This window comes from Microbacterium sp. NPDC078428, from assembly GCF_044542535.1.
Taxonomy (GTDB): Bacteria; Actinomycetota; Actinomycetes; order Actinomycetales; family Microbacteriaceae; genus Microbacterium; species Microbacterium limosum.
Window position 1 is genome coordinate 412,853 of record NZ_JBITUP010000002.1, and the last position, 26,170, is coordinate 439,022.

The following is a 26,170-nucleotide window of genomic DNA, read 5'->3' on the forward strand; positions in this document are numbered from 1 at the left end:
AGCCTACCGGGGGCGGAGAAGCGTGGAAGCGGCGGATTCCCGTCCTACGCGCACATCGCTCAGTTCTTCTCCACATCGCGAAGAGCCGATCCGTCCCCGAACGCTGCCTCCGGGATGACGCTCAACGTGCCGTCGGTCTCGAGCACGATCGCGGCGACGCCCTCGAGCGATCCCCCGCCCGAACTGCGCACCGCCTGCGCGAGCTCGTCCTCCGTGAGTCTCGCCCGTCTGAGCGACCGGATGCGGATCTCGCCGTCTCTCAGGAGCAGGATGGGGCGCGATGTGACGACCTTGCGGGCGCCGGGCCACCGCGACGAAGTCCACGCGACGATGAATTGCAGCAGCGCGATGAGTCCGAACGCCGCGGCCCCCTCGCTCCACGAGACGTCGCTACTGAGGAGGATCGTCGCGAGGGTGGAGCCCAGGGCGACGGTGACGACGAAGTCGTAGGCGTTGAGCTGGGCGAGCGTGCGCTTGCCCGACACACGCAGGACGACCACGAGCGTCACGTAGGCGGCGGCGCCCACCAGGACGATGCGTACCAGGTCGGACCAGGAATCGAACCACACGTCGCACTTCTCCTCTCGGCGGTATCGGGCCACGGTACCCTCGCAACGCCCGAGGGCCCGACCCCGTTGCCCGCGAGGGCGCCTGCTGGTAGTCGCAGGCGTTTTCGCACATCGCCGTCTGACGGGGCAGACTCTGTGTGAGCGGCAGCACGCACCACGCCGTTCCTTCCCGGAAGCCCCATGTCCCGTCCAACCGCCCTCCACGTGTCCGCGGACCGACTGCAGGTCTTTGCACGATCGCAGCTCGCACTGTTCGCTGCCGTGGTGGTGCTCGCCCTGGGTGCGGCCTTCGCGGGACCGGCGGTCACGGGCGGCATCCTGCTGGCCGTGGGCGTGCTCCTCGTGACCGCGGCGACGATCGCCGCCCTCCTCCTTCCCGGGCGTGCCGGGGTGCGCGAGCGGCGGTTCGCCCTGCTTGCGCTCGCGGCCCTCGCGACGACCGACACGGTCGGGATCGCGCTCATGCGCACCGCGTTGCTGCCGGAGCTGCCCGTCGTCGACCTCCTCGCCGTCTTCCCCGCGCTCTGGCTCGCCTACGGCGTGCGCCATGAGAAGGCCGCCGTGATCACCGCGACGTTCAGCGCGGTGGTGATGACGCTCACCCCCTTGCTCATCGCCACCGAGTTCCCCGGCGATCCGACCGAGTGGGTGGATGTCTTGGCCCTCCCGGTGCTCGTGCTGCTCATCTCCCTCGTCGTCGGGATCGCCGCCCGACGGATGCGCGCCACGCAGGAGGAACTGGCGACCGCACTGGAGATCCGGGAGGAATTCCTGCGGACGGCGTCGCACGAGTTGCGCACGCCGCTCACCCCGGTCGCCGGCTACCTGAGCCTGCTGCAGGAGGAGCACCCCGAGCACACCCCTACCGGGCGTGTGCTCGCGGTCGTCCAGGGCAGCGTCGACACCCTCGTCGACCGCGTTGCGGCGCTGACGAGCGCCGCGGACCTGTCCCCGAAGAGCAACCCCCGCCCGGTGTCTTTGAGGACTGTCGCCGGCGCGTCGGTGAACGCGGCGCGTCGCGCCGCGACCCAGCGCGGCGTCACGGTGCAGGTGGAGGAGGCAGCGGATGCCATGGCGTTCGCGGATCCCGACGGTGTGCGCACGGCGATCGCAGAGCTCCTCGACAACGCGATCAAGTTCTCCTCCGCGGGCTCGCGGGTGAGCGTGTCCTGGGCGGCGGTCGACGACCTCGTGGTGCGATTGATCGTCGCCGACGACGGACCCGGGATGACAGCAGACGAGCGGTCCCGTGCGTTCGAGCGCTTCTACCGCACCCCCGCGGCGCGAGAGGGCGCGATCGGCGGTTTCGGACTGGGGCTGACGCGGGTGCGCGCGATCGTCGAGGCGCACGGCGGCACCGTGCAACTGAAGCAGCAGCATCCGCGCGGCGTCCGCGCGGTGGTGACCCTGCCCGCGGCGCGCGGCTGAGCTGGTCGCATCCGTCCGGCGAGTACGTCTCCGTCGGGATAGGGAGCGCCCCGCGGCGGGGGTGAGATCCGGGCGACGTTCGGGTGGATCCGAGCCCCGCGCCGCCGGCGCCTCCTACTCTCATATTCACGGGAATACTCCCCGTCGACGTCATCCCCCCAGAGACGAAACGGCCGCGGTCCCCAACGCGCCGTCCACGACGGGATTCCCGCCTCCCGACCCCCTCGAGACGTTCGTCCCCCAAGAGCGCGCCTCGAGGGGGTCTTCTCGTCGGGGTGCACGCGAGACGGGTATCGCCCGACGCCCGAGGCCCTCATGATGGGGTAATGACACCCGCCGCCTCGTCGCTGCGCGACGAGGCACCCCCTTCGCTCGATCTCGATCCCGAAGATCTCCTCCGGGAGATATCCCGACGCGCCCTCGAATACTGGTTCCGCGTACCCCCCGAACGCCTCCATCGCGCGCTTCGGCGAGTGGATCCGGAGCTGATCGCGCAGAACCGGGCAGCACTGGTGCTGTACTTCGCCACGCGGGGCGAGGGAGCGGACGACCTCCCGTGGATCACCCCGCCGGACGCGCCGCCGGTCCCGGAGTCGCTCCGGGACATCGTCGAGGTGTTCCGGCTGCTGGAGTCGGGGCGGCCGGCCGCCGCCGCGCGGCTGATGGATCGCGCGTACTCGCACCTGCTCGCCGGAACCGCGGAGACGCACCGCACTCGCGACGGCGGTTGGACCGCCGCGGTCGCGCTGCACACGGGGACAACCCGCGCCCTCGCGGGCGACTTCGGTGCCGCGGCGGCGGACCTCGCCCGTGCGGGCGTCTGGCATGTCCCCGACACCCTCATGTGCGTGCCCCGCGACGCCCACGCGATGCTCGCCCTCGTGCACGCGCTCGTCGGCGACCACCGAATCGCCGCGTGGGCGCTCCGCTCCCTCGAGCGGATGACGCCGAGCGACTCGTGGCTCGAACCGGAGATCGACGCGACGGCGCGCATCGCCGAGGCGTCGCTCACCGAGCCCTCTGCGCGACCGGCGGCATCCGACGACCGCTCCCTCGCAGCCTTCGTCCTCGACACCCACCCCGCAGGCGTGTACCGAGGGCGATGGCCCTTTCTCGTGTGGCAGCTCACGCGAAGCCTGCTGAGGCAGGAGCGCATCAGCGACGCCGAGACGCAGATCGAGCAGTTCCGTCGCGCGCGCCTGCCGGGCTGCGACGGCGACGGCCTCCCGCGCTCGGTGCTGCCCTGCACGGCCGCGACCGTCGCGTGCCTCCGGGAAGACGATGCCGCCGCATGGCGTCTTCTCGCGGAGGCCGACCCGGACTGCGACCTGACGATCACCACCACCGCGACGACCGCGTTGCAGTTCGGCCGCTACGAACAGGCCCGCGCCGCCGCAGAGCGCCTTCTGGACCGGTGCGGCGAGCTTCGGGGCTCCCGGATCGCCGCGATCGGAGTGCTCACCGCGGCCGCCCTGCGCAACGGCGACCGCGCGGGTGCGGAGGCGCTGCTGCGGCCGCTCGCCTTCGAGTCCCGCCCGCTCGCACGGTCGGAAGAGCCGTGGCTGCCATCCGATGTGCGGGAGCTGCTCGGCGAGATGGAGTCGGAGTCTCGCCGCCCCACCGCGACGCCCTCTCCCCCCGCGGGGCTCACTCGCGGAGACCTCGAGATCCTCGCCCTGCTCGACTCGCCGCTCTCTCGCCAGGAGATCGCCGATCGCCTGTTCGTCTCGCTCAACACGGTGAAGTCCCGCATCGCCGGCGTCTATCGCAAGCTCGGTGTCGCCTCCAGAGGGGATGCCGTCGCCGCCGCCCGGGTCCGGGGAGTCCTGGGGTAGGGAGGCATCGGCGCGACCGGCCCTCGATGCTGCCACCGTCCCGAAACACCCGTGTGGCAGGATAGGCGCGGGGGGTCAGGGGGAGTCCCGTCTCCCCGACGCCAGGCGGCCGCACAGCACAGTCCCCATCCCGCGCGCCGTACGACGCCGAGAGGACCCCAGCCCCGTGGAGCTCAGCGACTACATCCGTATCCTGCGAAAGAACTGGCTCGTGATCGTCGCGCTGACGCTCGTGGGCATCGGCTCCGCAGCGGCATACAGCCTCACGCGCGAACCGCAGTACGAGGCCACCAGCCAGGTCTTCGTCTCGAGCCAGGCGGGCTCCACCGTCGCCGAGCTGCAGCAGGGGAACACGTTCACACAGGCGCGCGTGACGACCTACGTCAACCTCGTGACGACGCCCATCATCCTGAACCCGGTCATCTCGGACCTCGGCCTGGAGAACATCAGCGCCAACGGCCTCGCCGAGAAGGTGAGCGCATCGAGCCCCCTGAACACGACGATCATCTCGATCACGGTCACCGACCCGAGCGCCGCGGAGGCGGCCCGCCTGGCGAACGCCGTCGCGGCGAGCCTCACCGAACAGGTCGAAGACCTCGAGACCCTGCCCGACTCGGACGCGAGCCCCATCAAGCTCACCCTCGTGAAGGATGCCGACGCGCCCTTCGTGCCCGTCAGCCCCAACGTGCCGCTCAACCTCGCCCTCGGCGCCCTCGTCGGCCTCGCCCTCGGCGTCGGATTCGCCGTCCTCCGCACCGTGCTCGACACCCGCATCCGCTCCACCCGCGATGTGGAGGCGATCACCGAACGCCCGATCATCGGCGCGATCCCCTTCGACCCGCGTGCGAAGGAACGGCCGATCATCCTCAAGGAAGACCCGACCAACCCCCGCAGCGAGGCGTTCCGGGCGCTGCGTACGAACCTCCAGTTCCTCGACATGGACGGCGGTCACAGCTTCGTCGTCACCTCGAGCATGCCGAGCGAGGGCAAGTCGACGACCTCCGTCAACCTCGCGATCGCGCTCGCGGACGCGGGCAAGCGCGTCGTGCTCGTCGACGCCGACCTGCGCAAGCCGAAGGTGCACGAGTACCTGGGTGTCGAGGGCGGCGTGGGGCTCACCGACGTGCTCATCGGCCGCGTGCACCTCACCGACGTCCTCCAGCAGTGGGGCTCGCGCAGCCTCTACGTCCTGCCCGCGGGCAAGATCCCCCCGAACCCGAGCGAGCTGCTGGGGTCGGCGCAGATGCACGCACTGCTCGAAGCCTTCTCGCGAGACGTCGACGTCGTCATCCTCGACGCTCCCCCGCTGCTGCCCGTGACGGATGCCGCGGTGCTCGCCAAGCGCACCAGTGGCGCCATCGTCGTCGTCGCGGCCGGCGACACCAGTCGTCACCAGCTCGAGGGCGCCATCGACGCGCTCGAGACGGTGGACGCGAAGGTGGCCGGCATCGTGCTCACCATGGTTCCCACACGTGGACCGGATGCCTACGGCTACGGCTACGGCTACGGCTACGGCTACGGCGGTTACGGCTACGGCCACGCCCCCGAGTCCCCGAAGCCGAAGCCGGCGAAGGCATCGACGCGCAGGGCGCGCCGCTCGGCGGAGACGGCGCCGGAACAGGTCCGCACGGGCGCGCCGAAGGGCAGCGCCTCGATCGACGATCTGCTCTAGCCACGATGACCCGCTACCGCTCCCGCCGCAGGGCGCGCACCGGCGCGGCCCAGTGGATCGGTGTCGCGATCGTCGCGGCGCTGGCCGTCGTCGTGCTGGTGCTCGCGCTCGTCGCGCTCGATCGGGGAACGGGCGACGAGCACCCCGAGGGAACGGCCTCGACGCCCATCGAGGCAGAGCCGTCGCCGAGCGGCGAGCCTTCGGCGGAGCCCACCCCGACCGCGACGCCGCTCGAGCCCGTCGAGCGCGCGCAGGAGCGGTTCCTCGCCGAGGGGAGCGAGGGCGTCCTCTGGCGCGCCGTCGCGGGTTCCTGCGCCGAGGGCATCGCCCCCGTGATCGAACGCTCGACCGACGGCGGACTGACCTGGAACGACGTCACCCCGCTCTACCGCGACATCCGGCAGGTGGCGGCGCTCTCTCCGCTCGCCGGTACGCAGGCCGAGGTCGTCGCCTCGCTCGGCGACGACTGCGAGACCCAGCTGATGCGCACGTTCACCCAGGGACGGTTCTGGGAGCCGTACCCCGACGAGCTGGCCGCCGCGAGCTACATCGAGCCCGCGGATGCCGCGACGGTCGTGCTCGGGGGCGAGCCCGTCGCCGCCCCGTGCGCGCAGGCTCGCAGCCTCGCCGCGCAGGAGGGCACCGCCGCCCTCGTGTGCGACGCCGAGGTGTTCACGTGGGACGGCGCCGATTGGGCGGCGGCGGGGATCGCGGATGCCGTGGCCGTCACCCTCGCCGACTCCGTACCGGTGGCCGTCACGCGCGCCCCGGGCTGCGGGGGCCTGCAGGTGGGCTCGACGTGCACACCGGCCGACCCCGCCGCCCCCACCGCGGCATCCGCCTCGCTGCTGTGGAACGCCGACGCGCTCATCCCGCTCGGCTAGGACGCCGAGAGACCCCGAAACACGCGTGTAGCAGCGCTCCGGACCGTCACCCGCGCTCCGCGCGCCGCTGCTCCGACAGGAGGGCCTCGCCGACCTCGTCACGCCGACGCGCGACCCGGTCGGGAACGAGCATCATGGCGAGCGAGGCGCAGCCGAGCACGATCCATGAGACCAGGTCGAACACCGTCAGGCGTGACGGCGCCATGCCGTACACCTCACGGTCCATGAACCACGTCAACGCCGAGAGCAGGTAGGTCGTAGCGACGATCCCCAGGATCAGGTTGCGCACCATTCGGCTCACACCGGCGAAACCGGCGATGCACAGCAGTACGCCGTGCACCAGTCGGCTGATGTCGAGGGCCAGGTCGACGGTGACGACGCCGAAGAGATGTCCGTCGACGAAGAAGCCGACGATGCTCAGCGCCAGCAGCACGAGCCCGAGGATGCGAGCGAACCAGACAGCGACCACAGAATCTCCTTTCCGTTGGGAGCGAGCGTGGCAGAACGGATGCGCGATCGATGAGGGCCTTGACACGCACCGGACGACCGGTGTTCGCGCGCTGCGCGCACGACACCACTGCGTACATCAACATCGTCGAGAAGGCCGCGGGCGCCGCGCAGGACGCCCTGGGCAAGGAGTAATGCGCACGAGGATCTCGTCGCCGCGTGAGGACATCCCTCAAGATGAAGTCCTCACGCGGCGGCGACGTCCTCGTCCGGCCACGCACCGCTTGCGGGGCCGGAGTCAGCCTCGGAAACCCACGATCTTGTGCGTGCCGTCGCACCAGGGCTTGATGGCGGAGGCACCGCACCGGCACAGAGCCGACGTGCCCCGCCTCGTGACGATGCGGTTTCCGCTTTCGTCGACGACCTCCACGGTGCCCCGGATGATGAAGGGGCCGTCGGGGTAGGCCTCGATCGACGGGGGCCGCTCAGACGGTGTGCACATGCAGGTCTCCTGTCGATCCGGCCCGATCGTGCGCCGGCGGGCCCGGGCGGCGAGCGCCCAGGGCGGTCACGGCACGAGGGGCTCGCGCAAGGACGACCGCCCCTCCTCGAACGCGCTCAGCATGTCGTCCGCGCCCCACTCGTCGACGGTGAGACAGGCGGCCGCGCCGAAGAGGATGTCGGGGAGGAGCGCCGGGTCCTGCTCGGCGAGCGAGCCGGCGAGATCGCGTCCGGCGATCTGCTCGTGCACGGCGTCGGCCTCGACATGCTCGTCGAAGTACTCCGTCACATCGGGACCGAAGCCGAGGCGCCGGAAGCCGTCGCCGTAGGAGCGGTTCGGCAGTGACGACGTCATCTCGAACGCCGCGAGGTGCCCGACGATCGCCCCGAGCAGGCGGCGGTTCAGGCCGAACATCGACATCATGTTCAGCGACGCGAGCGTCGTGGCGGGGATGTGGTCGAGATAGGCGCCGTAGCGATCCTCGATGCCGGCACCGCGCAGCGTCCGCGCGAAGATCGCCGCGTGCATCCGGACGGGGTCGCCGCCGCCGTACTCGTCGGCCTGGATCTCCACGAGCGCCGCCTTGGGCACGCCGCGCAGTCGAGGGATCGCCCACGAGTGCGGGTCGGCCTCGCGAAGCGTGTACACGCTGCGATGGATGAGGAACTCCCGCACCTGAGCGAGCGTCGCCCTCTTCGCTACGAAGCGCGACAGGCTCGGCCCCGGGGTCGGGGCGGTGAGCGCGAAGAGCGCGGCTGCCACGGCTTCCCTCGTCGGCTCCGGGGCCTCGGGGACCTCCACGCGCTCGCGCAGATCGCCCTCGAACCGTCGCTCGAGCACACCCCGCGCGGCGATGATGCCGGCGTCCCACTCGTGGCGCGCGTCGATGTCCGGGAGGGACCCGTAGTGACTGGCGTACAGCAGGAACAGCGAGAGCTGGGCGTCCTCGTCACGGGCGAGGTCGACCGGCTCGTGGGCCGCGCGCTCGGCCGCCGCGACGAGGTGTTCGCTCGACGGCGCCGCGACGCGGGAGGTCAGCGTCTCCAGGAGGAGGGCGCTGAGAGGACCGCGAGGCGCCGGCAGCGCAGCGCCCGGGCGGGGGCCGTCGAAGCGCGCGACGAATCCCGCGGGGGGCGAGGGTGCATCGGTGGGCGCGATATCTAGGGCGCTCATGCGTTGCGCGTGGAGGGCGCGAGGTCCTTGCGCACGCGCGCGATAAGGGGCGAAAGGTGGTCGTTCATGGGGTTCCTCCGGAAGTGTGCTCCCCGAAGGTAGGCGCGTGGTTCCGTCTCCGGACGGGGGTTGACCTCACGCGCTCGGCACGATATCGGCGTTCGCCGGGAATCGCACGGGCAGCACCCGCCCGCTCACCCCACGGGTTCGGCGGGGATGGGCACCAGAGCGATGGGATGCCCCCGCGTACCCAGATGTACGCGTCCCGACGGGCCCCCTCGCCATTGTTCACGAGGAGCCAGCCGCCCTCTCGCTGGGCCGCCGCGATCTCCTCCTGAACCTCTGCGAGTTCTCGATTCGAGATCGTGTAGAGGTTTCCGTCGTAGTGGACGTCAATGCGCTTCACTGTGTCCTCCCCCGTTGCCCGGGTCGCCGTCGTGGCCGTTTCGGTGGCCGTAGTCATCGCCATTGTCTGGCTCGGGTGGCTCGGGCACGGCGTACAGGCCCGTCGGCGAGTTGGCCGTGTAGACGAGGGCGTCGACCCAGGCACGGTTGATGCGAGGTCTCCGACTGCCGTAGAACTTGTACACGAGGGAGCAACGCGGGTGGATCCACACGGTGGTGCGCTCATCCCCGATGCTCGTGTCGTCCTTCCAGCTGAAGTGGAAGGACTCGCCCGCCGCATCTTGGCACCGATGACCTTGTGCAGATGAGCGAGCGCTCGGTCGTCGAAGTCCGCCTTGACGTGCGACTCGTACAAGAACTTCCCCATTACTACCTCCGGCGCCACGGCGGCTGCAGGCGGGGGTACTTCGAGGGACGCAGCGACCAGCGCATGTCCCGAGGATCATGACCGGCGACCCTTCCCACCTGCGGCGCTGCACTGCGATCCACAGTTCGCGATGTCGACGACGAATGCAACCCCTTCCAGCGATGCCCGGTGTGGCGGTATGCGGCGCCTCTAACCCCGTCTCCCTGAAGGACTTCAGGGAGGCACGGACCGCCGAGTCGACGACCGACCGGAGCTCTGGCGCGGATTCGCCGATCCCCTTCCGCCGTGGCGCCGGATCCGCACCGAGACGGACTGATCGGGAATGCCCGTGGGGCTCCGGCGTTCACTCCCCCATGAGCACCGTCGGAATCATCGGAGCAGGCAACATCGGATCGACCCTCGCCCGGGGGCTCGTCGACCGCGGCTACGACGTCGTGATCAGCAACTCCCGCGAGCCGGAGACGCTGCAGCATCTCGTCGCCGAGCTCGGACCCCGCGCACGCGCCGCGACCGCCGCAGACGCGGCCGCCGCGGGCGACTGGGTGATCGTGACCGTGCCGCTCGGCGCGATCTACGCGATCCCGGCCGCGCCGCTTGCGGGCAAGATCGTCGTCGACACCAACAACTACTACTGGGAGCGCGACGGCCACATCGCCGAGCTCGACGAGAAGACGACCACGACGTCCGAGATGTTGCAGCGGCGTCTGCCGGACTCCACGGTCGTCAAGGGCTTCAACCACATCATGTCGTCTCAGATCCTCACCGACGGCGCGGCGCCGGGCACCCCGGGCCGCCGGGCCCTCGCGACGGCGAGCGATTCCGCCGCGGGCGTCGACTTCGTCACGCGTCTCTACGAGGCCTTCGGCTTCGACACCGTCAACGTGGGCCCGCTGTCCGAGAGCTGGCGCGTCGAGCGCGACCAGCCGGCGTACGTCGTCCGCCAGACCGCGACGGAGCTGCAGGAGAACCTCGCCCGCGCACAGCGCTGACCCGCTCAGGTCAGGCGGCCGTCGCCCGGTCGGCTGACGCGCAGCCAGCGGTGGCCGTAGGCATCCACCTCGAACGAGGCGGCATCGTCGGCGAGCCCCATCCGGTCGGGGCCGAACAGATCCACCAGCGACGTGCCCTCCGGCTCGCCCGGCAGCGCGATCCGCACGGTGGCGGGCACGTCGGTGAAGTTGTGCACCGCGACCATGCGGCCGACGTCTGCCGACACGGAGTGCGCGAGGATGCCGGGCGCCCCGGCATCCAGGATCTCCAGTTCCCCCCAGCCCAGTTCCGGCGAGATGCGGTACCGGCCGGTGAGATCGCGGAAGAAGTGCAGCAACGACCCGCGGTCATCGAGCTGATCGGCCGCGTTGACGTGGACCGGCGCGAATCCGTCGCCCGGCGGCGCCGCGACGAGCTTCGACAGCGGCGCGGAGGAGAAGCCCCCCGTCTCATCCCCGGCCCATTGCATGGGCGTGCGCACCGCATGCCGCTTGTCGAGGTCGGGGTTCTCGCCCATCCCGATCTCCTCCCCGTAGAAGATGACGGGGGTGCCGGGAAGGCTGAACATCAGGCTGTAGGCCATGCGGATGCGACGGGGGTCGCCGTGCAGCATGGGCGGAAGGCGTCGTACGATGCCGCGACCGTACACGCGCTGGTGCTCCTCGGGGGCGAACGCGTCGAACACCTCCTGGCGTTCGTCGTCGCTGAGCTTGTCGAGGGTCAGCTCGTCGTGGTTGCGGAGGAAGTTGGCCCACTGCGACTCCCGCGCGACGACGGGGCGGGAACGCAGGGCCTCGATCAGGGGCGCCGGATCGGCGCGGGCGAGGGAGAGGTAGAACGCCTGCATGCCGACGAAGTCGAACTGCATCGACAGCTCGTCGCCGTCCGCCCCGCCGAAGTAGCGCAGCTGCTTCTCGTACGGCAGGTTCACCTCGCCGAGCAGGATCGCCTCGCTCGAGCGGCGCTGGAGGAACTGGCGGATGTCGCGCAGGAACTCGTGCGGATCGCCCATGTCGGCGCCCGTGGGCACCTCGAGAAGGTAGGGCACGGCGTCCACGCGGAAGCCGGAGATGCCCAGTTGCAGCCAGAAGCCGATGGTCTTGGCGATCTCGTCTCGCACCTTGGGGTTCGCGACGTTCAGGTCGGGCTGGTGGTGGTAGAAGCTGTGCAGGTAGTACTGGCCGCTCTTGTCGTCCTTCTCCCAGATCCCGTCCTCCTCCCCCGGGAAGACCTCGTTGGGAGCGCGGGCGGGAGGGTCGTCGCGCCACACGTAGTAGTCGCGGTAGGGCGAGTCGACGCTCTTCCTGGCCGAGACGAACCACGGGTGCCGGTCGGACGTGTGGTTCACGACCAGGTCGACGATCACCCGCATCCCCCGGTCTTTCGCCGTGCGGATGACCTCGACGAGGTCGCCGTGGGTGCCGAGCCGCGGATCGACGCCGTAGAAGTCGCTGACGTCGTACCCGTCGTCGCGATCGGGCGTGGGGTAGAACGGCATGAGCCAGAGCACCGTGACGCCCAGCTGGGCGAGGTAGTCGATGCGCTGCGACAACCCCTGTAGGTCGCCGATGCCGTCGCCGTTCGCGTCGGCGAAGGTCTCGACGTCGAGGCAGTAGACGACGGCGGTCTTCCACCACAGGTCGCTCGTGTCGGTGATCTTCATGGGGTCTCCTTCAGGCGGGGCAGGATGACGCGGGCTGCGGCGTCGAGGAAGTGGCGCTGGTCCTTGCCGACGTGGTGGAGGTAGACCCGGTCGAATCCGAGCTGGACGAGCGCTGCGATCCGGTCGGCGAGCTCGTCGGGATCGTGGGAGACGAGCACGGCCTTGCGCAGCTCCGCCTCGTCCGGGTCGGTCGTGAGCGCCTCGAAGTCTTCGGGGTGAGGGAGATCCCACGCGAGCGGCGGCGAGACGAGGCCGTTGCGCCACTGGTCCCGCGCGAGCGCGAGGGCCTCGGCATCCGTCGGCGCGAGGCTCACGTGCACCTGCAGGACGCGGGGGCCCCCACCGCCGGCGTCGCCGTACGCGTCGAGCAGCGAGCGAAGGGCTTCGGGCTCCTGCGCCACGGTGGCGATGCCTTCGGCCCACGACGCCGCCCAGGCCGCCGTCTCGGGGCTCACGGCCGTCGCCAGCAGGGGCGGCGGCGTCTCCGGCAGGCTCCAGATCCTCCCGCGGTGCACGCGAACGAGACCGTCGTGGTCGACCTCCTCTCCCGCGAACAGCCGGCGCATGACATCGACGCATTCGCCGAGGCGCCGCGTACGGGTGTCCTTGTCGGGCCATCCGTCGCCCGTGACGTGCTCGTTCATCGCCTCGCCGCTGCCGAGGGCGGCCCAGAACCGGCCGGGGAACATCTCCTCGAGCGTCGAGAACGCCTGCGCGACGACGGCGGGGTGATACCGCTGCCCCGGCGCGTTGACCATTCCGATCGAGAACCGTGTGGTGGCGAGGGCCGCGGCGATCCAGCTGAGCGCGAAGCCCGACTCGCCCTGTCTCGGCGTCCACGGCGAGAGGTGGTCGGAGCACATGGCGCCGTCGAAGCCGGCCGCATCGGCATCCTGCACGTCCCGCAGGAGGGTGCTCGGGGGGATCTGCTCGTGCGAGGCGTGGAAACCGGTGAAGACCATTCCTCGATCGTGACGTCCGCACGCGGCGGGCGGTAGGGCCGTGCGGCGGGCGGCGCCTCTCCGCTACGATGCCGCGCCGGTCAGTCGGCGTGCTCGGCGGCGACCTCGGCGGCGGCGGCACGCGCCGCCGCGATGAGCGGGTCGGATGCCGCGGCATCCGCGAGCCGGCGCGGCATCTCGTCCCCCGCGCCCGCGTGCGACTCCGCGAGGTCGACGCAGGCCCGCAGGTTGGTCAATGCCCCGCCGAGCCCCGCCGCGAGCGCCTCGGCGGCCACCACGAGGTCTGCCGACAGGTTCGGGTTGCCCACCCCCGCGATGAGGTGGAGCTCGTCGACGAGACGCATTCCGACATCCCCCAGGCGCTGCGACGTGCCCGCCGCGGCGATCGCCGCCTCGCGCACGAGCCGGTCGCGGTCGTCGTCCTCTTCGTGCGCCAGCGCGGCGCCGAGCTCCGCCGAGCGCACCCCGTCGGCCTGGGCAGCGTCGACGGCGTCGTCCCGCAGACGGCGCAGCCGCCCGCCGGCGGCGACGGCCCGCTCATCGTCCGGCGTGTACGCCGCGACCATGTGCAGGAGCGATGCGGCGGTCGCCATCATGATGCCGCTCGCCGCTCCGCCTCCGGGGGCCCCCGTGGGCTGCGCGAGACGGTCCAGCCAATCCTCGAGGCTGATGCTGGGGTGGATGCGGGCGTCGTCGTCCATGCGCGCCACGGTACTCCCGCCGGTGGCAGGCTGGAAGCCGGGGGTGATCACGACGGACGATCCAAGAGAGGCCGCGGCTCGCTATCGGGCCGCCCAGACGGGCGAGGGCGAGCGCACTCCGCCCGAGGAGGAGCCGCGTCCGATGACGCAGGCCGAACGCGCGGCGGTCGTGGAGATCGCGATCGCCCAGGCCGTGCGCCGCGGCGAGTTCGACGACCTGCCCGGAGCCGGCAAGCCCCTGCAGGGTCTGGAACGCGGGCACGACCCGGATTGGTGGATCCGTCGCAAGATCGAGACCGAGCAGCTGCGCGGCCTCGGCCCCCCGGCGATCGCCCTCAGGGTGGAGAACGCCGAGCTGGACGACCGGCTCGACGCGCTGGGCCGGGAAAGCGATGTGCGGGAGGTTCTCGAGGACTTCAACAACCGCATCATCGAGGCACGACGGCAGCTGCTCGGCGGGCCGCCCGTGGTCACCCCCCTCCGTGACGTGGAGGCGAACGTGCAGGCGTGGCGCGAGCGTCGCGAGGCGGCAGCGCTCGCGGCGGCGGCCGCCGCCGAGGCCCTCGCCGCCCCGCGCTCCAGCCGGCGGCGCTGGTGGCGGCGTGGGCGCTAGCAGTGGGGCGGAACGGGGGTGCCCGTCGGCGGGACGCCCTGGATCTCGCCCCAGGCATAGCCGCTGACGGCCCCGCCGTCCAGGGTGCCGGAGTACGAGAAGAGGCCCTCGTACACCGCGCGGCCGAGGGCGTTGAGCTCCTGATCCGGGGCTGTGGCGCGGAAGACGAGAGCGGCCGCGGGGCGGGTGGGTGACCCGTCCAGCTGTACGTCGTACTCCAGGTGGTAGACGTAGCAGCTGTGCGGCGAGGTCCAGGTATCGGCGGTCGGTGTGATGTGGATCGCACCCTGCGGCCAGTTCGCCGTGGGCTCCAGCGTGCCGTTGACCGCCTGCGAGGAACCGGCGCCGCCCAGCATCGCGTAGTGCAGCTCGCCGACCTCCCGCTGTCCGGTCGTCGCGATCAGCATGCCCTGCAGGCTGCCGGGAAGCTGCACCGAGAACTCGGTCCATTCGTATCCGTCACCGACGACGTACTGCGCCGCGTCGTTGTAGGTCTCGGTGAGGTTGTCGAAGAACAGCAGCCCCTCCGTGCCGCTCGCGACGTACGACGACCCGATCTGCACCGACCACTCCTCGACCTCCACGAGCGGCATCGAGTAGTACTGTGACCCCTGCCCGGTCATGGGGTCGCCGGTCGCCTCCAAGTAGGCGCCGATGTCGCCGCCGTAGGAACCCATGATCGGCGTGCGCTGATCCGTGGTCGGGATGGGGCCCCCGGACGCGGGCAGGGGCTCGCCGTCGAACATCCACAGGGGGAAGAACCCGTTGGGCCCGTACCCCCACTGGATGATCCCGGTGAGGTCCTTCGCGCGGACGGAGAGCGTCGCCCACTCCCGGGCGGGCGACCCGGCCATGCCGGTCTCGACCGACACCGTCAGCTCGTACACCGACCCCACGGCTCCGACCGCACCCGACACGACGCGCATGTCGACGATCTGCTCGGGATCGCCGGTGCTCTGCTGCTCGACGTGGATGCTCCACGGCGCGTACCCGATCGTGGTGGGCACCGAGATGTCGGCGAGACCATCGATGCCGCCGAATCGCGGGCCCTCGTCGAGAGAGAGACGGTTGAAGATCAGGCCCGACTCCTCCATCGTCAGCCACGGCACCTGCAGACCGGGGATGACCGTGTTGCCCTGCGACATCAGCGCGATCGAGTTGACCTCGCCCTGATCGTCGACGAGGTGACCGAAGAACTCGAACGACTGCGAGTCGTACTGCGGCAGCCCGGTCGAGAGGAACGACCGGAATCCCGTGCAGTCCTCGCCCTGCGCCAACGCCGTCGTGGAATACGTCGCGATCGATCCGAAGTCCATGACGGGGATGCCCGGATCGGTGCTGCTGGTCGGGCACGCCGGTGGCACAGTGGGGACGGGCTGAGGCGTGGGAGCGGGTGTCGGCGCCGCGGTCGGCCGAGGCTTCGACGAGCCGCCCCCTCCGCCCGGCGCGCCGCCGCCGGAGTGACCACCGCCGACGGCGCCGCCTCTGCCAGGTCCTCCCCGATCGGAGTTCCCGGCGTCAGTCGGAGGCGACGACGGGGATGCGGTCGCCGTCGGTGCCGGCGTGGGCACGGGGCGCGCCGTCGTCGTCGGCGCCGGCGCGGCCGCGGCAGGCGGCGAGGCGCGGTCGGCCGCCGGCGCGGCGAATGTGCAGGCGCTCAGTCCTCCGGCGAGCAGAACGACGAGCAGCACGGCGGGGGCGCGTGATGACCTCACTCGGGCAGTATTCCACAGCGGGTGCGCCGTCCTCCCGACGGACGGACGCCCGTACGCGCACGCCCCGGACCTCCGCCAGACTGGAACGCGATGCGCGCGGTGATCGGATGGGCCGAGCGGCACCAGGTGCCGCTCTATCTCGCGGCGCTCGCCGCCGGCGTCGCCTTCGGGCTCGCGGTGCCCGCGGCATCCCGTCCGCTCGAGTCCGCGATCACCCCGATACTCGGGCTGCTGCTGTACGCGACGTTCCTCGGGGTGCCGTTCTCCGCGATCGGCTCCGCGGTGCGCGACGGGCGATTCCTCGTCACGGTTCTCCTGCTCAACTTCGTCGCCGTGCCGGCCGTCGTCTTCGCCCTGTCGAGGTTCGTGGCCGGCGAGCGCGCCGTCCTCGTGGGCGTGCTTCTCGTGCTGCTGACCCCGTGCGTCGACTACGTCATCGTGTTCACGGGCCTCGCCGGCGGCTCCGGCGCGCGGCTCCTCGCCGCGACCCCGCTGCTCATGCTCGCCCAGATGGCGCTGCTGCCGGCGTACCTGTGGCTCATGGTCGGCGGCTCCTTCGTCGCCGAGCTCGACCTGCGTCCCTTCGTCGATGCCTTCCTGCTGCTCATCGTGCTCCCCCTGGCGGCGGCCGTCGCCACGCAGCTGCTGGCGGCCCGCGCGGCGTGGGCGCGCCGAGTGGATGCCGCGGCGACCGGCCTCATGGTGCCCCTCATGATGGCGACGCTTGCTGTCGTCGTCGCGTCGCAGGTTCCCGGCGTCGCGGGCCGGTGGACTGTGCTCGCCGGGCTCCTCCCGCTGTACGTGGCCTTCGCGGCCGTCATGATCGCGCTCGGTCGGGGCGCGGGGTCGCTCGCGCGACTGGACGCACCGGGGCGCCGCGCCGTCGTCTTCAGCGGCGTGACCCGCAACTCCCTCGTCGTGCTGCCGCTCGCGCTCGCGCTGCCGAGCGGTTATGCCCTGACCCCGCTCGTCGTGGTGACGCAGACCCTGGTCGAGCTGCTCGTCATGGTGGCGATGGTGGCATATGCCCGCAGGGCCATGCCGCGAGCGTAAAATGGGAATCTTGAACGCCAGGAGTCTTGCGGCTCGTCACGGAGGATCAGTGGCCGGAAATGCGACCACTCGCTTCGACAACGTCTCTCTGTTGTCGGTCGCGAGCGTGCTCCCCAGCCGGGTGACGACCTCGGCCGAGATCGAGGACCGGCTCTCGGGGGCGCTCGCACGGCTGAAACTGCGGCCCGGCCTCCTCCAGCGCGTGGCCGGCGTCCTCGAGCGGCGCAACTGGGCCGAGGGGGAATCGACCGACGAGGCGACGATCGAGGCGGGCGCACAGGCACTCGCCGACGCGAAGGTCGCCCCCGCCGATGTAGGCCTGCTGATCAACACGTCCGTCACGCGCAAGCACCTCGAGCCCTCCGTCGCCGTGCGCCTGCACCACGGGCTGGGCCTGCCGACCTCGGCGATCAACTTCGACGTCGCCAACGCCTGCCTCGGCTTCGTCAACGGCATGAGCCTCGCGGCCAGCATGATCGAGTCGGGGCAGATCCGGTACGCGATCGTGGTCAACGGCGAGGACGCGGACGAGATCCAGGTCAACACCATCAACCGGCTCGTGAACGCGGACGTGGACCGCGACGGGTTCATGAGCGAGTTCGCCTCGCTCACCCTCGGGTCCGGGTCGGCGGCCGCCGTGCTGGGCCGCGCCGACGAGCATCCCGAAGGCCACCGCATCCTCGGCGGCGTCACGCGCGCGGCCACCCAGTTCCACGAGCTCTGCGTCGGCAGCGTCGACGGCATGTTCACCGACGCGAAAGCGCTGCTCAAGGGCGGGCTCGACCTCGTCGTGTCGGCGTGGAAGGAAGCCGCCCCCGAGTGGAAGTGGTCGTCGATGGACCGCTACATCACGCACCAGGTGTCATCGGTGCACACCAATGCCATCGTCAAGGCCGCGAAGCTCGACCGTTCGCGCGTGCCCACGACCTTCCCTCGCCTGGGGAACGTCGGCCCCGCGTCGATCCCGATCACCCTGGTCGAGGAGCAGAACACGCTCACGCGCGGCGACCGGGTGCTGCTCATGGGCGTGGGCTCGGGCCTGAACACCGCCATGATGGAGCTCGCCTGGTGACCCAGGCCGCGATGTCGCCCCCGCCCGGGCTGCCCGGGCTGGAGCAGCGCTTCAGCCGCCTGCTCGTCGTGCCCGGCCGGGGGGCGGATGCCGGAGCCGACCGCGGCTGGCACGTGCTCGACTCCGGGCCCGCGCTCGAGGACGCCGGCGTTCCGATCCTCGGGACGATCCTCGCGGTGCACGGCAATCCCACGTGGTCGTACCTCTGGCGCACCGTCGTGGCACGATCCGTCGACCGGGCCACCGTCGCCGGGGCATGGCGAGTGATCGCCGTCGACCAGCTCGAGATGGGGTTCTCGCAGCGCACCGGCATCCACCGCACGCTCGCGCAGCGCGTCGCCGATCTCGGTGCGCTCACCGACGCGCTGCGTCTCGAGGGTCCCGTCGTGACGCTCGGGCACGACTGGGGCGGCGTCATCTCGCTCGGCTGGGCGATCGATCACCCCGACCTGCTCGCCGGGGTCATGCTGCTGAACACCGCCGTGCACCACCCCGAGGGGGTGCCGATCCCCGCTCCGCTGCGGCTCGCCGGAGCGCGGGGCATGCTCGCGGCATCCACCGTGCAGACCACCGCCTTCCTCGACACGACGCTCGCGCTGGCGTCGCCGCGGCTGGGCGACGAGGTGAGGGCGGCGTACCGCGCGCCCTACCGCGGCGCCGCCCGCCGCGGGGGCATCGGAGGGTTCGTCGCCGACATCCCGGTGGACGCGCGCCACGAGAGCTTCGCCGAGCTGGAGCGGATCGCGGCGGGAACCGCCCGCCTGGGCGTGCCCGCCCTCATGCTGTGGGGCCCGCGCGACCCGATCTTCAGCGACCGCTATCTCGACGATCTGATCGAGCGGATGCCGCACGCCGACGTGCACCGCTTCGAGGGCGCCGGGCACCTCGTGGCGGAGGACCGCCCCGTCGCCGAGGCCCTCTTCGCCTGGCTCGACGAGCGGCTGGACCGGGTGCCGTCTGCGCCGCCGGCGGCTTGGACCGCGCCGCCGGCCCACCGGTTCGACCCGATCTGGCGCGGTCTCGAGGAACGCGCGGACGACGACGGCACCGCGGTCATCGACATGTCGGCGCGCGGCGACGAGGGTGCGCTGCGGGTGAGCTGGCGCCAGCTCGACGAGCGCGTACGCGCGATCGGGGCGGGCCTGCACGCGATGGGGGTGAAGCGCGGCGACCGCGTCTCGCTGCTCGTGCCGCCCGGCCCCACGCTCTCAGCGGTCGTCTACGCGTGCCTGCGCATCGGTGCCGTCGTCGTTGTGGCCGACGCGGGCCTCGGCGTGAAGGGCCTCACCCGCGCGGTGCGCGGGGCGTGGCCCGACGTCATCATCGGCGAGGCGCCGGGTCTGACGGCGGCACGGGCCCTCGGATGGCCGGGGCTGCGCATCTCGGCCTCGCGCCTGCCGCGGGTCTCGGCCGCCGCGCTCGGCGTCGCCACCTGCCTCGCCGACGTCGCGGCGCTCGGCGCCCGGGCCGCCCTCCCCGACGCCCCGGGACCCGACGACCCCGCCGCGATCCTCTTCACCTCCGGCTCGACGGGCCCCGCGAAAGGCGTCGCCTACACGCACGGCCAGCTCGCGGCCCTCCGCGACACCCTCGCGGCGCACTTCGGCGTGACGGGTGACACCGGCCTCGTGACGGGGTTCGCCCCCTTCGCCCTGCTCGGTCCCGCGCTGGGCACCCGCTCGGCGACCCCCGACATGGACGTCTCAGCCCCCCGCACGCTCACCGCGAGCGCCGTCGCCGCCGCCGTGCGCGCCTCGGACGCGCGGATGGTGTTCCTCTCCCCCGCCGCCGTGCTCAACGTCGTCGCGACCTCGGCCGCATTGACACCGGCCGACCGCGAGGCGCTGGGCGGGGTCAGCGCGTTCCTCTCCACGGGCGCGCCGGTCGGGGCGGGCCTGCTCGAGCGCATCGGCACCCTCATGCCGAACGCGAGCGCGCACACGCCGTACGGGATGACGGAGTGCCTGCTCGTCACCGACGTCACCCTCGAGGCGATCCGGGACGCCGCGTCCGCCCCCGACCGGGGTGTGCTCGTCGGCGCCCCCATCGGCGACAACCGCGTGCTCATCAGCGCCCTCGACGACGACGGCCGCGCCACAGGGGAACCGGGCTCGGAGCCCGGCGTGCTCGGCGAGGTGCTCGTGAGCGCCCCGCACCTGAAGGACCACTACGACCGCCTATGGCTCACCGACCGCGCCGCCGGGCGCGAGACGCCGGATGCCGCGGCCGGAGCGGGAGGCGACGGCCGCTGGCATCGCACGGGCGACATCGGGCATCTCGACGCCGCCGGGCGCCTCTGGATCGAGGGCCGGCTTCCGCACGTCCTCGTCACCGCGGACGGGCCCCTCGCCCCCGTCGGCCCCGAGCAGGACATCGAACGGGCGGACGCCGTCCGCCGCGCTGCGGTCGTCGGCGTCGGACCGCAGGGGCTCCGTCAGGCGGTGGCCGTCGTCGAGACGACGCCCCCGGCATCCCGCCCCCGCCTCGCCGATCCGGCCGTGACCGCCGCCGTCCGGCAGGCCACGCAGACCCCGATCGTCGCGGTGCTCGCCGTGCCCGCGCTGCCCACCGACATCCGCCACAACTCCAAGATCGACCGCACGCGCCTGTCCGCGTGGGCCGAGCGTGTGCTCGCGGGCGAGACCACGGGGGCGCCGTGATCGTGCTCGCGACCGGCGCGTCGGGGTTCCTGGGCCGCGCCGTCGCCGCCGAACTGGTCGCGCGGGGGCACGAGGTGCGGACCCTGCAGCGTCGCCCCTCCGGCGTCGTCGGCGCCACCGACATGCTCGGCTCCATCACCGACCCCGACACCGTCGCGCGGGCGCTGGAGTGTGTCGAGGGCGTCGTGCACCTGGCGGCGAAGGTCTCGCTCGCGGGAGACCCGCGCGAGTTCCGGGCCGTCAACATCGACGCGACCGCCCGGCTGCTGGAGGCCGCGCGCACCGCCGGGGTGGGCCACGTCGTCCACGTCTCGTCGCCCTCGGTCGCGCACGCGGGCGCGGCGCTCGCGGGCAGCGGCGCCGACCCCGCCTCGCCCGAGCGTGCGCACGGCGAGTACGCCCGCACGAAGGCGGAGGCGGAGCTACGCGCGCTCGCGGCCGACTCCGCGGCGATGAGCGTCACCGCGATCCGCCCGCACCTGGTGTGGGGACCGGGCGACACGCAGCTCGTGGAGCGGATCCTCGAGCGTGCGCGCCGCGGACGGCTCCCGCTGCTCGGCGGCGGCACGGCGCTCATCGATTCGACCTACATCGACAACGCGGCCTCCGGCATCGTCGCAGCCCTCGGCCGCCCCGACGCGACCCGCGGCCGGGCCTTCGTGCTCACCAACGGCGAACCCCGGCCCGTCGGCGATCTGCTCGCGGGCATCTGCCTCGCCGGCGGCGTACGGCCGCCGCGGTGGAGCATCCCCGCCGCACTCGGCCGGGGCGCGGGCTCCCTCATCGAACGGGTCTGGGCGATCCGCCCGGGACACGACGAGCCCCCCATGACGCGCTTCCTCGCCGAGCAGCTGTCCACCGCGCACTGGTTCGACCAGCGCGACACGCGCCGCGCGCTCGACTGGGCGCCGACCGTCTCGATCGACGAGGGTCTGCGGCGGCTCGCCGCCCACTACGGGGGGCACACGGGCGGCTGACGCGCCCCGTCGGCGCCTCGGCGGGGGCGCGTCAGCCGACGAGTGAACCCGTCGCCAGGGGCAGTCGAGCCAAGTCGGCGGCTCCGACCACGCCGGCGTCGTTGACGAAGTGCGCGATGCGGAACTCCGGCTGCGGGTGGAACCCGCGCGCGGGGAGCACGTCGAGGTACTGCGCTCGCACGACCTCGAGCAGACGATCGCCCGCAGCCGCGACGCCGCCGCCGACGACGAACATCTGAGGGTCGAGCACCGCACCGATGCTGGCGCAGGCCTGACCGACCGCACTTCCGATCTGCCCCAGTGCGGCAAGCGCTCCGGGGTCAGCGGCCCGGATGAGCTCGGAGATCTGAGCGGCCCCCAGCGTGCCGTGCTGCTCTCGCTGAGCCGCCAGGCCGGCCCCGATCCCGCCGGCGTCGGCCAGCTCGTCCGCGATGCGATGCAGGGCACGCCCGGATGCGTACTGCTCGAAGCATCCGCGCGCCCCGCATCCGCACGGCATGCCGCCGGGCACCAGCCTCAGGTGGCCGAGCTCGCCCCCCGCGCCGAATCCTCCGCGGAACAGCCGACCGCCGGCGACGATGGCGCCCCCCACGCCCGTTCCCAGAGTAAGCATGACCATGTCTGTGACGTCACGTCCCGCGCCGAAGCGGAACTCGGCCCACCCGGCGGCGTTCGCGTCGTTGTCGATCACGGTCGGCTTGCGCAGACGTGCTTCGAGCTTCTCGCGAAGAGGCTCGTGTCGCCAGTCGATGTTGGGGGCGTAATAGACGACGGATTGCGACGCATCGATGAATCCTGCCGCAGCGATCCCGACGGCTGCGATCGTGAGGCCCTCGGAGAGGTCGCGGACCATCTCCACGACCGAGTCCTCGATCGCCCGCGGTTGCGCGGCGGACGTCGGGCGTCGGTCACGGCGAAGGATCGCACCCGTCTCATCGACGACGGCCGCAGCGATCTTGGTGCCGCCGATGTCGATTCCGATCGTCAGCGTTCCTCCCCCGGCATCCACGGGTCGCCCGTCGTGGTTCATCGGACCACGTCCACCCAGCGCGCACTGGGTTTCGCGGTGCGCTGGAAGGTATCGCGGTCCACGGAGACGAGACCGAATCTGGGGCCGTAGCCGGATGCCCACTCGAAGTTGTCGAGCAGGCTCCAGTAGAAGTACCCGCGCACGTCGATGCCGTCCGTGATCACCTCCCGCACCCCGGCCACGGCCTCGGTGACGTAGGAGATGCGATCATCGTCGCTGTCCGTCGCGATGCCGTTCTCGGTGACCAGGAGGGGCACACCGGGTGCGACGCGCGACGCTTCGCGAAGGCCGAACGCGGCGGCCGGCGGCCAGTACTCCCAGCCTGTCTGCGTCGTCTTCGCGTCGGCCGCGACGGGCAGGGGCCCGTCGGAGCCGACGAAGGTGCGGGTGTAGGCCTGCACTCCCAGCCAGTCGTCCTCGCGCGCAGCCTCGAGGAAGCGGGTCTCCCGCTCGTAGGCGTATTCCGCGGTCGCGCGCTCGGCGCCGGGCAGCGAGTGGAACGCCTGAGTGGCGACCGCCCACCCCGCACGGGAGCCCGCGGACCGGACGAGTTCCACGGCCCGCCGGTGCGCCCGCGTCAGGCCGTCGGACACCGCGACGTCGGGCGCGGGAAGACCGGCCGTCTGCATCGTGCTTCTCCCGCTGAGCCGGGAGAGCGAGGAGGCGATGTTCGGCTCGTTGATCGTGCAGACGTACTCCACCTCGTCGAGCAGCGGAAGGACGTTCTCGACATACCGGGCGAATACGTCGGCGGCGTCCCTGGCCGCCCACCCGCCGCCGTGCGCGAACCAGCGCGGCGTGGTGAAGTGCTGCAGCGTGACGAACGGGGTCAGGCCTGCATCGCGCACCGACTCGATCATCCGCCGGTAGTGGGCGATCTCAGCGCGGGAGAACTCGCCGGGCGCCGGTTCGATCCGTGCCCATTCGACGCTGAACCGGTATGCATCCAGCCCCAGCTCGGCAACGATCGCGATGTCCTCCGGGTACCGGTGGTAGCTGTCGCACGCGTCCCCGCTGGGCTCCGCGCACGGGCTCCCCGCTCGGTGCTCCAGCTCCCACCAATCGCTGTTGACATTGTTGCCCTCGATCTGGTGCGCGGCTGTCGCCGTGCCCCAGAAGAAGCCCTCGGGGAAGCTCACGAGGGGAACCGCTCGCGCCGGATGACATCGAAGTCGAGGGTGCCGAAGGACCGCTCGAGGTCGTAGATGCCGTAGGCCGCCTGACCGTTCGTCAGGGCGTTGCAGGTGTCGTTGTCATCGCCCTTGACCTTGTTCACGGCGCCCGAGAACTCGGTGGTGTCGGGCGCGCTCAGCCAGTACGACGTGAGCACGCCCTCGCACTGGATGCCGGGCGCGACGTAGCCGTGGTCGTTGGTCGGGGTGGAGGTGGCGTACTGCATCCCGTACTGAACCAGTTCGGCGACATCCAGCAGCTCTCGGCTTCCGGCGAGGACGGCGACGTTGGCGAGGTCTCCGGTGAACTCGAGGAACTCGTTGTCGAGGTATGTCCCCGAGGCGATGACATCGCATACGGCCCAGCCGGTCGAGCGGAAGCGCGCCTGGTCGAGGAGGGTTCCCTCGGGGAACGGCACGTCCCAGAGGTACACCCACGACGCCAGGATCTTCGCGGCCTTGACGGCTCCGGCGAGGTGGCGGACATCCTGCGTGATCTCGTAGGCCTTCAGCAGCGACCGCATCAGGAACATCACACCCACGGAGTCGCTCTTCACCGACTTGATGTGCGTGGTGTCGTTCAGGCCGCCGACGTACAGCACCGGGTCGACGAACGTCTCGATGATGAAGTCCGCCGCCTTCGCCGCAGCGTGGCGGTACTTCTCTTCTCCCGTGATCCGGTACAGGGTCGTGAGCACCGGAACGGGGAAGATGGTGCCGCTCTTCTGCTCCTCGTACGACGCACCGAACCACGCCGTCGGAGACGTGAGCCCCTCCCCGGCGGGCGTGTACGCGCGGTACCAGGAGCCGTCGTCATGCTGGGCGTTCAGCAGGAAATCACCGAAGCGGGTGCCCGCCTGCAGCCACTTCTGCTCCGTCGACCCGGTCGCCTCGTAGGCGAGCAGCAGCGGGTAGACGGACTCGCACATCGTGCGCAGGTAGTTGCCTTCGACGTCGCGGAGCTCTCGTGCGACGGGCATCAGCGCGCCGGCGATCTGACGGCCGACGTAACGACGCACATCCTCTTCGTCCTCGGCGTACTGGAAGGGCATGAGGATGCCGGTGAACCAGTGGGTGAACGTGTCGTTGATCGGGTCGAAGATGCCGTGCGAGAACCCGTTGGGCAGCTGACAGTGATCGACGAAGAAGTCGAAGACCGTCTTCGCGCGTTGCACGTAGAGGGGCGTGTTGTTCTTCTGTCCCCAGATCGTCTGCGCGTAGGCGAGGAGCGTCTGGTCGCCCGAGAATCCGAACTCGATGAGGGAGCCCAGGGTCTCTCCCGTACGGGGCGAGAAATGCACGAGGTAGCCGGCGGGCTCCTTCTCGTTCTCTTCCCGCTCCCACTTCCGGTAGTACAGCTGCGTGAGGAGCTGACGATATTCCAGCGATTCCTCCAGCGTCACATCAGGGTTCGGTCGGGTCGTCCCCAAGACGTCACCTTGCCTAAGGAACAGTTCCCAGATCGCCTCGGTCAGGTCGGGCGTACGGGTGATGCGGAACTCGTAATCGACGTCGACGACGCGTCCCACCGCGTTCGGTGCGTAGGCAGCCCACCCACGCCCGTCTGTGTCGAGGCAGAAGCTGTACTCCTCGGAGAACGGGAAGCTGCCGCGCAACGCGACCTGTGCGTCGGCGGGAGCCAGGCCGAGCGACCCGATGTCGGTGCTCTGCGCGAAGTAGCGCGTCTCGAGCTGCTCCGGCGAGACGGCCGTGTCGAAGCTCGGCACGCTCGTGCGGGCGACCGTGAAGGTCGCGCCCGTCCGGGGAGCTCGGGCGAGCACCGCGAGAAGTCCGTTCTTGTCGTCGCGGTGGTCCTGCACGTAGGTCCCGAGGTAGTCCTCTCGCCCGTCGCCGTCGGAGTCGTTGCGGTTGTACATCGTGCCCGGGATGAAGAACTGCCAGTCATCCGTCTTCGCGTCCTCCACCGAGGTGACGGTGCCGAAGGCGATGCGCACGCCGTCGGACGACCCCTGCGTCGTCACATCGGAGGTGCGGTGGAGCTGGAACCGTCCGGCATCATCGAGGCGGTACGTATCCTCGACGACGACCCGGGTGCCGTCGTCGAGGGTGAGCGCTCCGGTCGCGGTCCACGAGCCGTCGGGCCGCTGGTCGACGGCGTCGTAACCTCGCGTCGTCGGGGAAGATCCCAGCGCTTCGGCGATGATCGGTTCGTGGATGTGCAGCGTGTCGCCGTCATCCGAGACCAGGTCGATGACGAGACCGAGGTCGGTGCGTGCGACGTCGAGGCGTGCGGGCATGGGGTCTGCTCCTTCTGGGGCG

At 71.3% G+C, this 26,170-nt stretch carries 21 protein-coding genes and 1 pseudogene; 10 read left to right on the forward strand and 12 right to left on the reverse strand.

Annotation, left to right across the window (positions count from 1 at the left end; translation table 11 throughout):
- Positions 1–59: 59 nt before the first annotated feature.
- Positions 60–569 (reverse strand): DUF421 domain-containing protein, encoded by a 510-nt coding sequence (locus ACIGCK_RS06165; RefSeq protein WP_396664647.1) that lies wholly within the window; start codon positions 567–569, stop codon positions 60–62.
- A gap of 180 nt (positions 570–749) precedes the next feature.
- On the opposite strand from ACIGCK_RS06165, the gene ACIGCK_RS06170 reads away from it, so the two are divergent.
- The 4 genes from ACIGCK_RS06170 (at position 750) to ACIGCK_RS06185 (ending at position 6,388) form a co-directional block, all read left to right on the forward strand.
- Positions 750–1,997, forward strand: a complete 1,248-nt coding sequence (locus tag ACIGCK_RS06170; RefSeq protein WP_396664649.1) for a sensor histidine kinase — start codon at positions 750–752, stop codon at positions 1,995–1,997.
- A gap of 326 nt (positions 1,998–2,323) precedes the next feature.
- Positions 2,324–3,832 (forward strand): LuxR C-terminal-related transcriptional regulator, encoded by a 1,509-nt coding sequence (locus tag ACIGCK_RS06175; RefSeq protein ID WP_396664651.1) that lies wholly within the window; start codon positions 2,324–2,326, stop codon positions 3,830–3,832.
- A 166-nt stretch (positions 3,833–3,998) separates the two neighbouring features.
- Positions 3,999–5,504 carry a polysaccharide biosynthesis tyrosine autokinase gene (locus ACIGCK_RS06180; RefSeq protein WP_396664653.1) on the forward strand — a complete coding sequence of 502 codons (1,506 nt, stop codon included), beginning with the start codon at positions 3,999–4,001 and terminating at the stop codon, positions 5,502–5,504.
- 5 nt (positions 5,505–5,509) lie between these two features.
- Positions 5,510–6,388, forward strand: coding sequence for a hypothetical protein (locus tag ACIGCK_RS06185; protein ID WP_396664655.1), 879 nt, complete (start codon positions 5,510–5,512; stop codon positions 6,386–6,388).
- A 46-nt stretch (positions 6,389–6,434) separates the two neighbouring features.
- Here ACIGCK_RS06185 and ACIGCK_RS06190 read toward each other — a convergent pair whose 3' ends face one another.
- The 4 genes and pseudogenes from ACIGCK_RS06190 to ACIGCK_RS06205 form a co-directional block, all read right to left on the reverse strand.
- On the reverse strand, positions 6,435–6,857 hold the full coding sequence (locus ACIGCK_RS06190) for a hypothetical protein (protein ID WP_396664657.1): 423 nt from the start codon (positions 6,855–6,857) through the stop codon (positions 6,435–6,437).
- A 276-nt stretch (positions 6,858–7,133) separates the two neighbouring features.
- Positions 7,134–7,337 carry a CDGSH iron-sulfur domain-containing protein gene (locus tag ACIGCK_RS06195; RefSeq protein WP_396664658.1) on the reverse strand — a complete coding sequence of 68 codons (204 nt, stop codon included), beginning with the start codon at positions 7,335–7,337 and terminating at the stop codon, positions 7,134–7,136.
- A gap of 66 nt (positions 7,338–7,403) precedes the next feature.
- On the reverse strand, positions 7,404–8,510 hold the full coding sequence (locus ACIGCK_RS06200; RefSeq protein ID WP_396664660.1) for an iron-containing redox enzyme family protein: 1,107 nt from the start codon (positions 8,508–8,510) through the stop codon (positions 7,404–7,406).
- A 392-nt stretch (positions 8,511–8,902) separates the two neighbouring features.
- A pseudogene (locus ACIGCK_RS06205) lies at positions 8,903–9,282 on the reverse strand (ATP-dependent DNA ligase).
- 353 nt (positions 9,283–9,635) lie between these two features.
- Between ACIGCK_RS06205 and ACIGCK_RS06210 the strand changes: the two are divergent.
- Positions 9,636–10,271 carry an NADPH-dependent F420 reductase gene (locus ACIGCK_RS06210; protein ID WP_396664661.1) on the forward strand — a complete coding sequence of 212 codons (636 nt, stop codon included), beginning with the start codon at positions 9,636–9,638 and terminating at the stop codon, positions 10,269–10,271.
- A gap of 5 nt (positions 10,272–10,276) precedes the next feature.
- Here ACIGCK_RS06210 and ACIGCK_RS06215 read toward each other — a convergent pair whose 3' ends face one another.
- The 3 genes from ACIGCK_RS06215 to ACIGCK_RS06225 form a co-directional block, all read right to left on the reverse strand.
- Positions 10,277–11,935 carry an alpha-amylase family protein gene (locus ACIGCK_RS06215; protein WP_396664663.1) on the reverse strand — a complete coding sequence of 553 codons (1,659 nt, stop codon included), beginning with the start codon at positions 11,933–11,935 and terminating at the stop codon, positions 10,277–10,279.
- Positions 11,932–12,897, reverse strand: coding sequence for a TIGR03885 family FMN-dependent LLM class oxidoreductase (locus tag ACIGCK_RS06220; protein ID WP_396664664.1), 966 nt, complete (start codon positions 12,895–12,897; stop codon positions 11,932–11,934). The genes ACIGCK_RS06215 and ACIGCK_RS06220 overlap by 4 nt, the downstream gene beginning before the upstream one ends.
- An 80-nt stretch (positions 12,898–12,977) precedes the next feature.
- A complete protein-coding gene (locus ACIGCK_RS06225; protein ID WP_396664666.1) occupies positions 12,978–13,598 on the reverse strand; it encodes a cyclodeaminase/cyclohydrolase family protein in 621 nt (206 codons plus the stop codon).
- A 43-nt stretch (positions 13,599–13,641) separates the two neighbouring features.
- Between ACIGCK_RS06225 and ACIGCK_RS06230 the strand changes: the two genes are divergently transcribed.
- Positions 13,642–14,211, forward strand: coding sequence for a DUF1992 domain-containing protein (locus ACIGCK_RS06230; RefSeq protein WP_396664667.1), 570 nt, complete (start codon positions 13,642–13,644; stop codon positions 14,209–14,211).
- Here ACIGCK_RS06230 and ACIGCK_RS06235 read toward each other — a convergent pair.
- Positions 14,208–15,527, reverse strand: a complete 1,320-nt coding sequence (locus ACIGCK_RS06235; RefSeq protein ID WP_396664669.1) for a hypothetical protein — start codon at positions 15,525–15,527, stop codon at positions 14,208–14,210. The two genes, ACIGCK_RS06230 and ACIGCK_RS06235, sit on opposite strands and share 4 nt — an antisense overlap.
- Positions 15,528–16,016: 489 nt before the next feature.
- Here ACIGCK_RS06235 and ACIGCK_RS06240 point away from each other — a divergent pair, with 489 nt between their 5' ends.
- The 4 genes from ACIGCK_RS06240 to ACIGCK_RS06255 are packed head-to-tail and all read left to right on the forward strand — an operon-like array spanning position 16,017 to position 21,688.
- Entirely contained in the window at positions 16,017–16,979 is a 963-nt protein-coding gene (locus ACIGCK_RS06240) for an arsenic resistance protein (RefSeq protein ID WP_396664671.1), read from the forward strand.
- Positions 16,980–17,028: 49 nt separating this feature from the next.
- Positions 17,029–18,051, forward strand: a complete 1,023-nt coding sequence (locus ACIGCK_RS06245; RefSeq protein WP_396664673.1) for a 3-oxoacyl-ACP synthase III — start codon at positions 17,029–17,031, stop codon at positions 18,049–18,051.
- Between the two features lie 11 nt (positions 18,052–18,062).
- Complete coding sequence (locus ACIGCK_RS06250; RefSeq protein WP_396664725.1) at positions 18,063–20,711, forward strand: alpha/beta fold hydrolase; 2,649 nt, start codon at positions 18,063–18,065, stop codon at positions 20,709–20,711.
- Positions 20,708–21,688 carry an NAD-dependent epimerase/dehydratase family protein gene (locus tag ACIGCK_RS06255; protein WP_396664675.1) on the forward strand — a complete coding sequence of 327 codons (981 nt, stop codon included), beginning with the start codon at positions 20,708–20,710 and terminating at the stop codon, positions 21,686–21,688. The genes ACIGCK_RS06250 and ACIGCK_RS06255 overlap by 4 nt, the downstream gene beginning before the upstream one ends.
- 31 nt (positions 21,689–21,719) lie before the next feature.
- Here the strand turns inward: ACIGCK_RS06255 and ACIGCK_RS06260 are convergent, their stop codons facing one another.
- Genes ACIGCK_RS06260 through ACIGCK_RS06270 form a run of 3 tightly spaced genes read right to left on the reverse strand, consistent with a single transcriptional unit; the run spans position 21,720 to position 26,148 of the window.
- Complete coding sequence (locus ACIGCK_RS06260) at positions 21,720–22,718, reverse strand: ROK family glucokinase (protein WP_396664677.1); 999 nt, start codon at positions 22,716–22,718, stop codon at positions 21,720–21,722.
- Positions 22,715–23,857 carry a glycoside hydrolase family 1 protein gene (locus ACIGCK_RS06265; protein ID WP_396664679.1) on the reverse strand — a complete coding sequence of 381 codons (1,143 nt, stop codon included), beginning with the start codon at positions 23,855–23,857 and terminating at the stop codon, positions 22,715–22,717. Before ACIGCK_RS06265 ends, ACIGCK_RS06260 begins: the two co-directional genes overlap by 4 nt.
- On the reverse strand, positions 23,854–26,148 hold the full coding sequence (locus ACIGCK_RS06270) for a hypothetical protein (RefSeq protein ID WP_396664681.1): 2,295 nt from the start codon (positions 26,146–26,148) through the stop codon (positions 23,854–23,856). Before ACIGCK_RS06270 ends, ACIGCK_RS06265 begins: the two co-directional genes overlap by 4 nt.
- Positions 26,149–26,170 lie beyond the last annotated feature (22 nt).